Origin of the sequence: Desulfococcus sp., assembly GCF_041737845.1 — a bacterium.
Taxonomy (GTDB): domain Bacteria; phylum Desulfobacterota; class Desulfobacteria; order Desulfobacterales; family Desulfococcaceae; genus Desulfococcus.
This window is the reverse complement of sequence record NZ_JBGSQX010000074.1, coordinates 58,764-71,188: the sequence shown is the minus strand read 5'-3', so window position 1 is coordinate 71,188 and position 12,425 is coordinate 58,764. Positions and strand designations below refer to the sequence as shown.

Below are 12,425 nucleotides of genomic sequence, written 5' to 3'. Positions count from 1 at the left end.
ATGCGGGAATGCAGCCCATGAAAGCCCCTGTCTCCACCAAAATTCAGCACATGCTGTCCCTCCTGGTGACCGCGCCGCTTTTTCTCTTCATGGCCTTTCTCCTGAGCAGCAACTACGTCTCGCAGCGCGATCTGCAGAAAATAGCCGCCGAGCGCCTGCTTCAGGACATGGAAAAACGGGCGAGAACCGTGAGCTATTTCTTTGCCGAGCGACGGAACGATATCAAAACCTTAAGCGAAAGCCGCGCCATCGCCATCTTTTTCGAAAACAAGGCACTGAACATGTCCATGGAATACGGGCTGATGGCGAGCCTGCTCGGTATATCCAATCATTTCAAGGCATTTATCGACCATAAAACCTTCGAAGGAAACCCGATCTATTCCCGAGTGGTGTTCATCACCCCGGATGGAAAACCTCTGGTCGACACCGCCTTCGGGTCGGACACGCAGTTTCAAGCTGTCCGATGGGCCTCTTTTCTTGCCCGCCGGGACGGCCCCGCCGTCATCACCGGCGATCTCAAGGGCAAGGAGTTTACCGTTTTCGTGTCCGTTCCCTATATTTTCAAGGGACGATACAGCGGCCAGGTGCTCGCCTTCATCAGCGCGCAGCAGATCTATGATCATTTTTCGGAGCCCGGGGCCAACCAGAGCCACGCCGTTGACATTATCCACAGCGATCACAATTTCCGGATTACCGGAGAGAGCCTGGGGGAGGCCGCCGACCTCGACCTGGCTGCGCTGAAAAAAATCCCCGTTGGAAACATCCAGAAGCTCGCTTCGGAAACGCCCCTGAACATCAACCACGACCTTCTCGCCGTGCGGGTCCCCGTGAACCAGACGCCGTTTTTTCTGGTGAAGGTGCTGCCGAGCCATCTTGTGTATGGATCCCGATCGCCGTTCCAGCTCCTTATCGTCATGGGAATCCTTGCCGTCATCGTCCTGGGCGGTGCCCTGATTTCCTGGCGGTTCCGCATGCGCCATCTCATCCTCAAAGCCCACCTGGAAGAGGCCGGTAACCGAGAAAAGGAAATCGAACGCAAAAACGGGGAACTCCGGAATCAGATCATCGAGCGAAAGCGCTCCGAAGAGGCGCTCAAAACAAGCGAGGAGCGTTTTCGAAGGATCTTCCAGGCGGCAACCGTCTCCATCTTCGAGGAGAATTTTTCAGAGCCCTACAAGGCGATCCTGCATCTCAAAAGAAAAGGCGTCACGGACTTCAAAAGCTATTTCGCCCTGCATCACGATTTCGTGAAGCACTGCATGGCGCTCGTGAAAATCATAGACATCAACGATGCCGGCCTTAAACTTTACGGCGCAACCGGAAAGGATGAGCTTTTCGGATCCATCGAATCCCTGATGCTGCCGGAGGCGCTCGATAATTTCCGGGACCTCCTCATCGCCATTGCCGAAGGCAAGCGCTATTTCGAGGGTGAATCCGTCAACAGGACCCTCTCGGGGGAAAATATAAATATCATCCTCAGCATCAACATCCCTCCGGCTGAAGCGGATTTCGGAAATATCCTCGTGAGCATCGTGGATATCACCCGCTACAGGCAGGCGGAACAGGAGCGAAACGAACTCCAGGAAAAACTCGCCCGATACAAAAAAATGGAAGCGCTGGGGCTCCTGGCGGGCGGCGTCGCCCATGATCTCAACAACATTCTCTCCGGCATCGTCAGCTATCCCGAGCTGATCCTGCTTGAACTGCCGCCCGGCAGCCCTTTTCAGAAATCGATTCAAACCATATACGATTCCGGCAAGCGTGCCGCCGCCATCGTTCAGGATCTTCTTACGGTGGCCCGAGGCATCGCGAGCCCCAAGGAGCCGAAGAGCCTGAACGTCCTGATCGACGAATACCTGGAAAGCCCGGAGCATAACGCCCTTCGAGATCAGCACCCCCTCGTCACTTACGGAACCGACTGCGCCCGGGACCTGTCGAACATCAACTGTTCTTCGGTCCACATCAAAAAGACGCTGATGAACCTCGTTAACAACGCCACGGAGGCGATCAACACCACCGGAAGCGTCGTCATCAGCACCGAAAACAGATATCTGAACCACCCAATCCGTGGCTACGATCATATTCATGCCGGGGAGTATGTCGTCCTCAGGGTCATCGACAACGGCTCGGGCATCCCCCCGAGGGACCTGGATCGGATATTCGAGCCCTTCTACACGAAGAAGGTCATGGGGAGGAGCGGCACCGGGCTGGGCCTGGCCGTCGTGTGGAATACGGTCCAGGACCACAACGGTTATATCAACGTTCAGAGCGACGCCGGAGGAACGCAGTTCGAACTCTATTTCCCCGTATCCAAAACCCAGGCGGCCAGAAAGGCAAGCCAGATCCCGATGGAAAGCTACATGGGAAGAGGCGAACGCATCCTGGTCGTCGATGATGAACCGAGTCAGCGGGAGATCGCCTGCGCCATGCTGGGCAGGCTGGGATATCACACGGCTGCGGCAGCCAGCGGAAATGACGCCCTGGAATACCTCAAAATCCGTTCCGTCGACCTCGTGATTCTCGACATGATCATGCATCCCGTCATGAATGGACGCGAGACGTACGAGCGGATCCTCGACATCCACCCGACTCAGCGGGCGATCATCGCAAGCGGATTCAGCAAAACGGGCGAGGTCGAAAAAGCCCAGCAGCTCGGGGCGGGCGGCTACATCAAAAAGCCCTACACCATGGAGAGGCTGGGCGTCGCCGTCAGGAGCGAACTGGACAGAGCGGGCGAGCCTTCCGGTTTCGGTCTGGGCGCGCCTAATTGAAGCCGATGGAAACCCGGTCGTCCGCGAAAACCCGCCCGATGATGCTTGCATCGCCCACCCCGCTCCGCCGGAGCTGTTGAAGAAGATCCTCCGCCTGAGCCGCTTCGACGGCGGCAAGGAGCCCCCCGCTGGTCTGGGGATCGAAGACCATCTCCTTTTCCCATGGGGTGAGACGATCTGAAAACCGCAAAAATCTCCCCGCCATCTCGCGATTGGGTAGGTTCATGCCGGTGGTTACCCCGGCCCTGTAGGCATCCAGGGCCTCGTCCAGAAGCGGGACCGCAGCAAGATCGATCTCCAGCCTGACCTTCGAGCCCCGGGCCATCTCCAGCCCGTGACCGGCCAGCCCGAATCCCGTGATATCCGTCGCCCCGTGAATATCAAAACCGGCCATGATTTCCGCAGCCTTTCGGTTCAGCGTCGTCAGGACCTGAATGCAGCGCGTCATGGCCTCGGCAGAAACCCATCCTTTCAGGTTGGCGTTGAACAGCACCCCGCTGCCGATGGGCTTGGTGAGGATCAGCCGGTCCCCCGGCCGCGCGCCGGCGTTGCGCCAGACCCTGTCCGGATGGACGAGCCCGGTGACGGAAAGACCGAACTTGGGCTCCTCGTCATCGGTGGTATGCCCCCCCAGGAGCACGGCGCCGGCTTCCGTGATCTTGCTCAGGGCACCGGCGATGATGCCCTGGAGGATCTCCGGGCCGAGCTTTGCCCCGGGAAAGCCCACCAGGCTCAGGCAGGCGACCGGCCGGGCGCCCATGGCATAGATATCGCTCAGGGCATTGGCCGCGGCGATCTGGCCGAACAGGTGCGGGTCGTCCACCGGCGGGGTAATGAAATCCGCCGTGACGACCAGGGCCTGCTGGTCGTTGAGGCGATAGACCCCCGCGTCGTCACTCGTGTCAAACCCCACGATGATATTGGGGTCATCGCTTTTCGGCAGGGATGCCAGCAGCTCCTCCAGCCCGACCGGGCTGAGTTTCGCCGCTCAACCGCAGGTTTTAGCAAGACGGGTAAGCGTCGGTTTGCCGAATAATGTCCTAAGCTTCATAAAAGACCTTTCTGATGGCCGAATCGCCTGGTGGGTGCAAATGACAATATATTATCTTATAAAAATCAGAGGGGAAAAAGCAAACCCTTCCTGCCGATTTTTCCGGGACGGCCCTGCCGGATCCCGATGATTTTCGACCGAGACACGGGAGATAGGTCTTGCCAAACAAGCCCGCACATGGTATGAGGGACCGATTTTGAATGGCTTCTTTCATAAATCAACATCATTTCGTCGATATTTTCCATTCAGATTATACACGTTCGATCACCCGTTGAGATGGAGTCCGTCAGGCTGAGGATTCCGAGGCGCTAACATCAAAAACTAAAGGAGAATTGGATCTATGGCTTACAATGCAGTAGAAATGGCCGACTGGCAGATTTCCGAGGAAGCGGAAAAAAACATGCCCTTGCCGGAAGCGTGGATCGACAAGCTCGGGCTTGAGAAATCAGAGCTTCTTGCCATGGGCCGTCTGGCCAAACTCGATTTCCTGAAGATCATTGAACGCCTGAAAAGCAGGCCTGACGGCAAGTATATCGAGGTTACCGCCATCACCCCGACGCCTCTGGGCGAAGGCAAGAGCACCACATCCGTGGGTCTGATGGAAGGCTTGGGAAAACGCGGCGTGAAAGTCGGCGGCGCCCTGCGTCAGCCCTCCGGCGGCCCGACCATGAACGTCAAGGGAACGGCCGCGGGCGGCGGCAACTCCCTGCTGATCCCCATGACCGAATTCTCCCTGGGTCTCACCGGCGACATCAACGACATCATGAACGCCCACAACCTGGCCATGGTGGCCATGACCTCCCGCATGCAGCATGAGCGCAACTATAACGATGAGCAACTCGCCCGCCTGACCGGCATGCGCCGCTTAGACATCGATCCCACCCGCGTCGAGATGGGCTGGATCATCGACTTCTGCGCTCAGGCGCTCCGCAACATCATCATCGGCATCGGCGGCCGCACCGACGGCTTCACCATGCAGTCCAAGTTCGGCATCGCCGTCGGGTCCGAGTGCATGGCCATCCTGTCCGTCGCCAAAGACCTGGCCGACCTGAAAGAACGCCTCAACAACATCACCGTTGCCTTCGACAAGAGCGGCAAGCCCGTCACCACCGGCGACCTGGAAGTCGGCAACGCCATGGCCGCCTTCATGAGAAACACCATCAACCCGACCATGATGTGCACCGCTGAATACCAGCCCTGCCTGGTTCACGCAGGTCCGTTCGCCAATATCGCCGTGGGTCAGTCCTCCATCATCGCCGACCGCGTCGGCCTCAAGCTGTGGGACTACCATGTCACAGAGTCCGGATTCGCCGCGGACATCGGGTTCGAGAAATTCTGGAACGTGAAATCCCGCTTCAGCGGTCTGAAACCCCACGTATCGGTGCTGACCTCCACCATCCGCGCCCTCAAGATGCACGGCGGCGGACCCAAGGTCGTCGCCGGCAAGGCCCTGCCCGAGGAGTACACCAAAGAGAACCTGGGCCTGGTCGAAAAAGGCTGCGCGAACATGGTTCACATGATCGGCGTCATCCGCAAGTCCGGAATCAACCCGGTGGTCTGCATCAACCGCTTCTACACGGATACCGACGCCGAGATCGCCGTCGTCCGCAAGGCCGCCGAGGCCGCCGGCGCCCGCTGCGCCGAGTCCCGGCACTGGGAACTGGGCGGCGAAGGTGCGCTGGAGTTTGCCGATGCGGTCATCGATGCCTGCAACGAAGAGAGCGAATTCAAATTTCTCTACCCGCTGGAGATGAAGCTGCGCGACCGCGTCGCGACCATCGCAAAAGAGGTCTACGGCGCCGACGGCGTCGACTGGAGCCCCGAAGCCAACGCCAAGGCCGACATGCTGGAGAAGGATCCCAAGTACGCTGATTTCGCCACCATGATGGTCAAGACCCACCTGAGCCTGTCCCACGACCCGGTCATCAAGGGCGTGCCCAAGGGCTGGCGTCTGCCGATCCGCGACGTGCTCATCTACTCCGGCGCCAAGTTCCTCTGCCCCTGCGCCGGGACCATCAGTCTGATGCCCGGAACCAGCTCCAACCCGGCATTCCGGAGAATCGACGTTGACCCCGCCACCGGTAAGGTCAGCGGCCTGTTCTAACGGACCCTCTCGAATTCACTGAAGCGCCCAAGGCCTGAGGAGTTCTTCCTCAGGCCTTTTTTTGCGCCGTCCCTCCAACGGGGATGCGTTTCCAGGCCGCCCGGCATCAAGTGAATTGATTGCCGTCCCGCAGATGGTTATGTTAACGGCGTCACGCCATTGACCCGAAACCAGGGCGCCAATCGCCTTACGCGCCCGCATCCGGCGGCCAGGACCCTGCCCGAAGCCGTCATCTGTGGAAAACGATCATGAACCCGAAACTGACATTCCTTCTCGCGGTGCTCGTCGCCGCACTGATCGCGTCACCGGCGTCGGCCCTCCGTTGCAGCGGGAAGGTCATCGACCGGGGGATGACCTCATCGGAGGTGATTGAAAACTGCGGCACCCCCACGTGGGTCGACGAGCGCCAGGAGGAGCGCTTCAGCCGAAACTGCCGCGATCCCTTCTTCGACACATACCCGGACGACGACCGAGGGTATGATGAGCACTATTACATCTATCGCGGAAAACGATATACGGGCTGCAAGAAGATCGTCACCATCGAGGAGTGGTTTTACAATTTCGGCTCCAGCAGACTGACCCAGACCCTGATTTTTGAAAACAGCCGCCTGGTGCACATCCGCCAGGGGGGATATGGATATTGAGGAACATCGTGATGAGCATCTGGTTTACACCGCCGGATCTGGAAGAGATGAACCGGCGGTCACGGGACACGCTTGTGCAGCATATCGGCATAGAATACATTGCCGCAGGGGATGACTTTCTGACGGCGACCATGCCCGTCGATGAAAGGACGATTCAACCCCACGGCATCCTCCACGGCGGGGCGTCGGTGGTTCTGGCCGAGACCCTGGGCAGTGCCGCCGCGATGCACTGCATCGACCCCGCACGGCAATACTGCGTGGGGCTCGACATAAACGCCAACCACATCCGGTCGGTCAGCCGGGGCACCGTCTCGGGAACGGCCTCTCCCGCGCATTTGGGCAGAAGCACCCAGGTATGGGAAATCCGCATCGCCGACGAGAGAGGTCGGCTGGTCTGCCTTTCGAGAATCACCCTGGCGATCCTTCAGCGGGAGTCGACCGCCGGAGATGCATCAGGTAGTTCACCGTCGCATCCCTGCCCAGAAAATATCGGCGGGTGAACGGGTTGTACTGCATGCCGGTCAGGTCTTTCACCACAAGGCCTCCGGCCCCGGCCCACCGGGCCAGTTCGGCCGGCCGGACGAACATGCGGAAGCGGTGGGTCCCCCGGGCCAGGAGACGGAGAACGTATTCGGCGCCGATAATGGCAAAAACGAAGGACTTGACATTGCGGTTGATGGTGGCGAAAAACACGTCCCCGCCGGGCTTGACCAGGCGGCCGCAGGCGCGGACGGCGGATTCCGGCCGGGGAACATGCTCCAGAAGCTCCATGCAGGCCACCACGTCAAATGACGACGGCGCCATGTCGGCCAGCCGCTCCACCGTTGTTCGAAGGTAATCGATCCGACGGCCCGTCTGTTCCAAATGGCGTCGGGCCGCCTTGAGCGGCGCCTCGCCCATGTCGATTCCGGTGACATGGGCGCCTTCGCCCGCAAGGGCCTCGCTCAGGATGCCCCCGCCGCATCCCACATCCAGGACCCGGGCACCCGAAAGCGACGTGCGGCGCCGGATATACGCCAGCCGGAGCGGATTGATGTCATGAAGGGGCTTGAACTCCCCTCGCAGGTCCCACCACGCATCGGCGGCCCCCTCGAATTTTTTCAGCTCATTCCTGTCGACATTCACGGGGCCGATATTCATGGGATGTTTCACGAACACCCTCCCTTTCCTCTCGCGCTGCATGCGGCCGGGGCGGTTGTTCCAGGAGTCGAATCCCCTCCGATGCGCCTTGACTTGCCGCCGGTTATCGTTTATTTAGGGCCAACCCAAAATGTTTCGGGCGGATGCTTCCGTGACCCGCCAACCGCCCTGTATCCATGGAAATCATGCCGTATCCCGTACCGATATACCCAGGAGTCGAATGGTGAAAACCGCCGCAGGCCTGCCCGGAGTCATCCGCGATGTTCGATTGAGGCTCTTTTTCGCCCTGTCCCGCACCCCCCACGGGCTGATGGACATGACCACCCCGTGCTTCGCCGCCGGCCTGTGGCTGGGCGGGCTGCCGCCCCTCCCGGTTCTCCTGGTGGGCCTGATCACGGTCTTTGCCGGCTACACCGCCGTCTATGCCCTGAACGACGTCGTCGATTACCGGGTGGACCAGGAAAAGCTCAGGCAGAAGGACTACCAGGCGCGGACCGGCACCCAGGACCTCGACGCGGCCCTGGTGCGCCACCCCATGGCCCAGGGGCTGCTGCGGTTCCGGGAGGGCCTTGCCTGGGCACTTGCATGGGCGGCGGTCGCATTTGCCGGGGCCTATTTCCTCAACCCGGTCTGCGCATGGATCTTCATTGGGGGCTGTCTCCTGGAAGCGGTCTACTGCCTCCTGCTGAAGGTCAGCCCGTTCCGCGCGCTCATCAACGGCATCGTCAAGACCCTGGGATCCATCGCCGCCGTGTTCGCCGTCGACCCGAGCCCGTCGCCGGTTTTCATCGCCACCCTCTTCTTCATGCTGTTCTTCTGGGAACTCGGAGGGCAGAACATCCCCAACGACAGCAGCGATGTCGATGAAGACATCCGGCTGGGCGCCAAAACCATCCCCGTCCGCCTGGGCTTAGATCTTTCCGCGTTTGCCGTCCAGGTGACGCTGGGGGCAGCGGTGGGCCTCACCCTGGTTCTGTTCGGAATCTCCCCGATCCGTTTCGGCGCCGCAGCCTACCTTTCCATCCTCGCGCTGGGCGTCTGGCTTCTCATTCTGCCCGCCGCAGATTTCCAGCGGCATCCTTCCAGCGCATCGGCCATGCATCTCTTCAACAGAGCCAGTTATTATCCTCCGGCCCTGTTTTCCATCGTGGCGATCACCCTCCTCATCTCATCCTGATCCCCGGCTTCCGGGCTGCTTCGGGAAGATGAAAGCCGCTGCGGCCTATCGTTTTTTGGTGCCGGTGTGGGCCACCGCGATCCCGTTGGTCATCCGTTCATAGGTGACCCCCGAAAACCCGGCGGAGGTGAGCACCTCGGTCAATTCGTCCGGCATGAGAAACAGGCGGATGGTTTCCGGAAGGCAGGTATAGGCCTTCCGTTCGCCCAGGACCAGGTCCCCCAGGAGCGGCATGATTTGGAAGGAATAGAAGTCGTAGAGCCACCGGAACCAGGGCCAGACCGGCTTCGAGAATTCCAGGCAGAGAAACCGGCCCCCCGGCTTCAACACCCGGCACATCTCCCGGAAGGCCTGCTTCATGTGGGTGATGTTTCTGACGGCAAAGCCGACCATGACGACGTCGAAGGCGCCGTCCGGAAACGAAATCCGCTCGGCGTCCCCCTGTACATACAGGATGCCCCTCCGGCTGCCGGCATTGGTGGGCTTGATCCGGCCGGCATGGATCATGTCCCAGTTGATGTCGTAGAGCACGACCTTGCCGGAAGGCCCGACGGCCTTCCGGGCCATGACGGACAGGTCTCCGGTCCCGCCGCATACGTCGAGGACGGCCTCGCCGGGCTTCAACCCAAGGCCCGCGACGGCGATTTTCTTCCACAGGTAGTGTATGCCCAGGCTCAGAACGGTATTCATCATATCGTATTTGTGGGCCACGGAATTGAAATGACGCCTCACCCGCGCCGCCTTTTCCCGCTCGGAAAGCGCTTCGAAACCGAACTGGGCCTGGCGTTTCAGGGAGATATGATCATCCAGCTGTTCTTTTCGTTGCTGCGCCGCCGACCATTTGGGCGTGTTCAATTGCATATCGACCGTCTTTCGATTCAACAGGGTTGCCTTGTTGGGGAACGTGGAATAGTTTTCCCCGAATGATCCCGATCCGATGGCCCATTTAAATTTGGAGTCGAAGAATATCTCAAAGATGGGAAGATTATTCAAGGCCTATGATGGGAACAAGAGTTTTATTGACCGAGACCCGCCCCCGTGGTATGTTTTTCAAAATTTTTTCTCAAATCCACCATCCCCCACACCGTCAAGGAACACAGAATGAAACGCCGTTGCCTCATCTCTTTCGTGCTCATCCTCCTCGTGCCGTCCGCCGTTCTCGCCTCGGGCGGCGCCGGCCAGTCAGACATCGAAAAATATCCCAAATGCCCATTATGTGACATGGACCGGAAACAGTTCGCCTTTTCAAGGATACTGGTGACCTATGAGGATGCCTCGTCATCGGGGTACTGCTCCCTGCATTGCGCCGCCATATCCATGGCCATCCATCTCGACAAGACACCCGTGAAAATCGAGGCGGGGGATTACGACACCCGTGAACTGATCGACGCCGAGACCGCCGTCTGGGTCATCGGGGGAAGCAAGACGGGCGTCATGACCCACCGGGCCAAGTGGGCCTTCAAGGAGCTGCGCAATGCGGAAGCCTTTGTCAGCGCACACGGCGGCGCCATCTCCAATTTCGATGCCGCCATGAAGGCCGCCTATGAAGATATGTACGCCGATACCCGGATGATTCGCGAAAAACGAAAAAAAATGCACGCAGCACACGCCGATACCGCCGAAAAGCAGCCAAAGCCCTCGTCGGAGGAGAAATGCCCGGTCTGCGGCATGTTCGTCGCCAAATATCCCGACTGGACCGGCGTGATCACCTTCGCAGGGGGGGATCGGCAGTATTTCGACGGCGCGAAAGACCTCTTCAAGTACCTGTTCGGCCTCGAAAAATACGCTCCTGGAAAAAAGGCCGGCGATGTCCGGAGCATTCACGTCACCGATTATTACGACATGACCTTCATCGACGCCAGAACCGCCTTCTTCGTGATCGGCAGCGATGTTTACGGCCCCATGGGCCGGGAACTGATCCCCGTGGTCAGCCGCCCCGACGCCGAAACCTTCATGAAGGATCACCAGGGGAAAAAAATCCTTCAATTCACGGAGATCACCTCGGAAACCCTCCAGGGCCTGGACTGATGAAGATGCGGGGTTCCACCCTGTATCTCGGCCTGACGATGACAGGCATCACCCTTTTCATCCTCCTCCTGGGGGTCCACCCCCGCTTCGGCGGGCCTGAAGCAGCCCGGGCGAGGGGCCTGCGGGAGGCCATGGTCGCCGAGCTCGGTCTCACCGACCTGTGCCTCTTCACCGAAGCCCCCCATACCCGGAACCCGGCCGTGACCGACCGTCATGCCCCGTTCCAGGATCACCCCGCGGCCAGGGAGCATTTTCCATCCGGCACGCTCCTTCCTCCTCCCCTTCGCCTCTCTCATGTCGGCCATGACGTGGATTGAGCGGCACCGCCATCTGCTGGACTACACCCTTTCATGTCTGTTCCGCCGAAAATGGCGGCACCTCGCCCTGATGCTGGTGTTCACCCTCATCGTCTTTGTCACGGCATCGGCCATTTTTCTGGGGTCGGCCCTGCAGCAGGAAGCCACGGCGCTATTGGAAAAGGCGCCGGACATCGTGGTTCAGCGGATCATTGCCGGACGACAGGTCTTTCTTCCCCTCTCCTATGGGGAGCATCTTGGCGCCATCCGGGGCATCCGGTCGATGCGGCCCCGGTTGTGGGGATATTATTCCAACCCGATCAACGGATGCAGCTACACCATCATGGTGCCGCCCGTCTTTTTTCATTCGGACCATGAGGTCATCGTCGGCGAGGGGGTTATGCGGACCTGGGGCAGTGTCGAGGGCCGCCGTCTTTTTTTCACCACCCACGACAGGGAAGGCATCCTCCTCGATGCCGTCGAATCGTTGAAATCCGATACGGGACTCTTGTCGTCGGATCTCATCCTCATGTCCGAGGCGACCTTCCGGCGGGTGTCCGGCCTGCCGGACGGGTTTGCGGCGGATATCGTCATCACGGTGAAAAATCCACAGGAGACGGCGACCATCGCCCTGAAGGTATCCCGGGCACTCCCGGACACCCTGCACATATTGAAGGCGGATATCCAGAAGACCTATCAGGCGATTTTCAACTGGCGCAGCGGCATCGTCATGGTGCTGTTTGTAGGCGCCATGCTGGCGTTCTGGATCCTCGCGTGGGAAAGAGCCGCCGGAGTAAGCGGCGAGGAGCGCATCGAAATCGGCATCCTGAAAGCCCTGGGATGGGATACGGGGGATATTCTCGCCGTCAAGTTCTGGGAGGGGGCCGTCATCTCCCTCTCCGCATTCATGGCGGGCACGGCTTTGGCGTATGTTCACGTTTTTTTGCTGTCGGCGCCCGTTTTTGCCCCCGTCCTCAAGGGATGGTCCGTGCTTTACCCCCGCTACGACCTCCCGCCCCGGTTCAGCGCGGGCGACATCGCCCTTCTGTTTTTCATGAGCGTCGTTCCCTACACCCTGATGACCATCGTTCCCGTCTGGCGGACGGCGACCCTCCCGCCGGATACGGCCCTCAGAAGCGGATAGCGGACGGGAGGCCCGGATGAAACCCCGCACGATACCCCGTACGATAACATGATCCGTCGAGGACCTTTCC

10 protein-coding genes and 1 pseudogene are annotated in these 12,425 nt (G+C 59.8%); 8 read left to right on the top strand and 3 right to left on the bottom strand.

Annotated features, from left to right (window positions below; all coding sequences use genetic code 11):
- Positions 1-17 precede the first annotated feature (17 nt).
- Positions 18-2,771, top strand: coding sequence for an ATP-binding protein (locus tag ACEW8N_RS08200; protein ID WP_373499318.1), 2,754 nt, complete (start codon positions 18-20; stop codon positions 2,769-2,771).
- On the opposite strand, the pseudogene selD reads toward ACEW8N_RS08200, so the two are convergent.
- A pseudogene (gene selD, locus ACEW8N_RS08195) lies at positions 2,764-3,753 on the bottom strand (selenide, water dikinase SelD); the annotation flags it as partial. The gene ACEW8N_RS08200 and the pseudogene selD sit on opposite strands and share 8 nt — an antisense overlap.
- Before the next feature lie 409 nt (positions 3,754-4,162).
- Between selD and ACEW8N_RS08190 the strand changes: the two are divergent.
- The 3 genes from ACEW8N_RS08190 to ACEW8N_RS08180 all read left to right on the top strand — a co-directional run bounded on the left by ACEW8N_RS08190 (position 4,163) and on the right by ACEW8N_RS08180 (position 7,070).
- On the top strand, positions 4,163-5,926 hold the full coding sequence (locus ACEW8N_RS08190) for a formate--tetrahydrofolate ligase (protein WP_373499317.1): 1,764 nt from the start codon (positions 4,163-4,165) through the stop codon (positions 5,924-5,926).
- A gap of 248 nt (positions 5,927-6,174) precedes the next feature.
- Positions 6,175-6,570, top strand: a complete 396-nt coding sequence (locus ACEW8N_RS08185; RefSeq protein ID WP_373499316.1) for a DUF2845 domain-containing protein — start codon at positions 6,175-6,177, stop codon at positions 6,568-6,570.
- A gap of 11 nt (positions 6,571-6,581) precedes the next feature.
- Entirely contained in the window at positions 6,582-7,070 is a 489-nt protein-coding gene (locus ACEW8N_RS08180) for a hotdog fold thioesterase (RefSeq protein WP_373499315.1), read from the top strand.
- On the opposite strand, the gene ubiG is transcribed toward ACEW8N_RS08180, so the two are convergent.
- Positions 6,979-7,710 carry a bifunctional 2-polyprenyl-6-hydroxyphenol methylase/3-demethylubiquinol 3-O-methyltransferase UbiG gene (gene ubiG, locus ACEW8N_RS08175; RefSeq protein WP_373499359.1) on the bottom strand — a complete coding sequence of 244 codons (732 nt, stop codon included), beginning with the start codon at positions 7,708-7,710 and terminating at the stop codon, positions 6,979-6,981. The two genes, ACEW8N_RS08180 and ubiG, sit on opposite strands and share 92 nt — an antisense overlap.
- A gap of 220 nt (positions 7,711-7,930) precedes the next feature.
- Between ubiG and ACEW8N_RS08170 the strand changes: the two genes are divergently transcribed.
- A complete protein-coding gene (locus ACEW8N_RS08170) occupies positions 7,931-8,887 on the top strand; it encodes a UbiA family prenyltransferase (RefSeq protein ID WP_373499314.1) in 957 nt (318 codons plus the stop codon).
- A gap of 45 nt (positions 8,888-8,932) precedes the next feature.
- On the opposite strand, the gene ACEW8N_RS08165 is transcribed toward ACEW8N_RS08170, so the two are convergent.
- Positions 8,933-9,769, bottom strand: coding sequence for a class I SAM-dependent methyltransferase (locus ACEW8N_RS08165; RefSeq protein ID WP_373499313.1), 837 nt, complete (start codon positions 9,767-9,769; stop codon positions 8,933-8,935).
- A 219-nt stretch (positions 9,770-9,988) separates the two neighbouring features.
- On the opposite strand from ACEW8N_RS08165, the gene ACEW8N_RS08160 reads away from it, so the two are divergent.
- Genes ACEW8N_RS08160 through ACEW8N_RS08150 form a run of 3 tightly spaced genes read left to right on the top strand, consistent with a single transcriptional unit; the run spans position 9,989 to position 12,355 of the window.
- Positions 9,989-10,915: a nitrous oxide reductase accessory protein NosL gene (locus tag ACEW8N_RS08160; protein WP_373499312.1), complete on the top strand. Its 927-nt coding sequence runs from the start codon at positions 9,989-9,991 to the stop codon at positions 10,913-10,915.
- Positions 10,915-11,232 carry a hypothetical protein gene (locus ACEW8N_RS08155; protein WP_373499311.1) on the top strand — a complete coding sequence of 106 codons (318 nt, stop codon included), beginning with the start codon at positions 10,915-10,917 and terminating at the stop codon, positions 11,230-11,232. The genes ACEW8N_RS08160 and ACEW8N_RS08155 overlap by 1 nt, the downstream gene beginning before the upstream one ends.
- The gene (locus tag ACEW8N_RS08150; RefSeq protein WP_373499310.1) at positions 11,219-12,355 is read left to right on the top strand and encodes an ABC transporter permease; all 1,137 of its coding nucleotides are present in this window, start codon (positions 11,219-11,221) and stop codon (positions 12,353-12,355) included. The genes ACEW8N_RS08155 and ACEW8N_RS08150 overlap by 14 nt, the downstream gene beginning before the upstream one ends.
- The last annotated feature ends 70 nt before the right edge of the window (positions 12,356-12,425 follow it).

Excerpts from the sequence above, each read along its gene's own strand:
- ACEW8N_RS08200 (WP_373499318.1), top strand. The coding sequence starts at position 18 with ATGAAAGCCCCTGTCTCCACCAAAATTCAGCACATGCTGTCCCTCCTG.
- ACEW8N_RS08190 (WP_373499317.1), top strand. The coding sequence starts at position 4,163 with ATGGCTTACAATGCAGTAGAAATGGCCGACTGGCAGATTTCCGAGGAA.
- ACEW8N_RS08185 (WP_373499316.1), top strand. The coding sequence starts at position 6,175 with ATGAACCCGAAACTGACATTCCTTCTCGCGGTGCTCGTCGCCGCACTG.
- ACEW8N_RS08180 (WP_373499315.1), top strand. The coding sequence starts at position 6,582 with ATGAGCATCTGGTTTACACCGCCGGATCTGGAAGAGATGAACCGGCGG.
- ubiG (WP_373499359.1), bottom strand. The coding sequence starts at position 7,710 with ATGAATATCGGCCCCGTGAATGTCGACAGGAATGAGCTGAAAAAATTC.
- ACEW8N_RS08170 (WP_373499314.1), top strand. The coding sequence starts at position 7,931 with ATGGTGAAAACCGCCGCAGGCCTGCCCGGAGTCATCCGCGATGTTCGA.
- ACEW8N_RS08160 (WP_373499312.1), top strand. The coding sequence starts at position 9,989 with ATGAAACGCCGTTGCCTCATCTCTTTCGTGCTCATCCTCCTCGTGCCG.
- ACEW8N_RS08155 (WP_373499311.1), top strand. The coding sequence starts at position 10,915 with ATGAAGATGCGGGGTTCCACCCTGTATCTCGGCCTGACGATGACAGGC.
- ACEW8N_RS08150 (WP_373499310.1), top strand. The coding sequence starts at position 11,219 with ATGACGTGGATTGAGCGGCACCGCCATCTGCTGGACTACACCCTTTCA.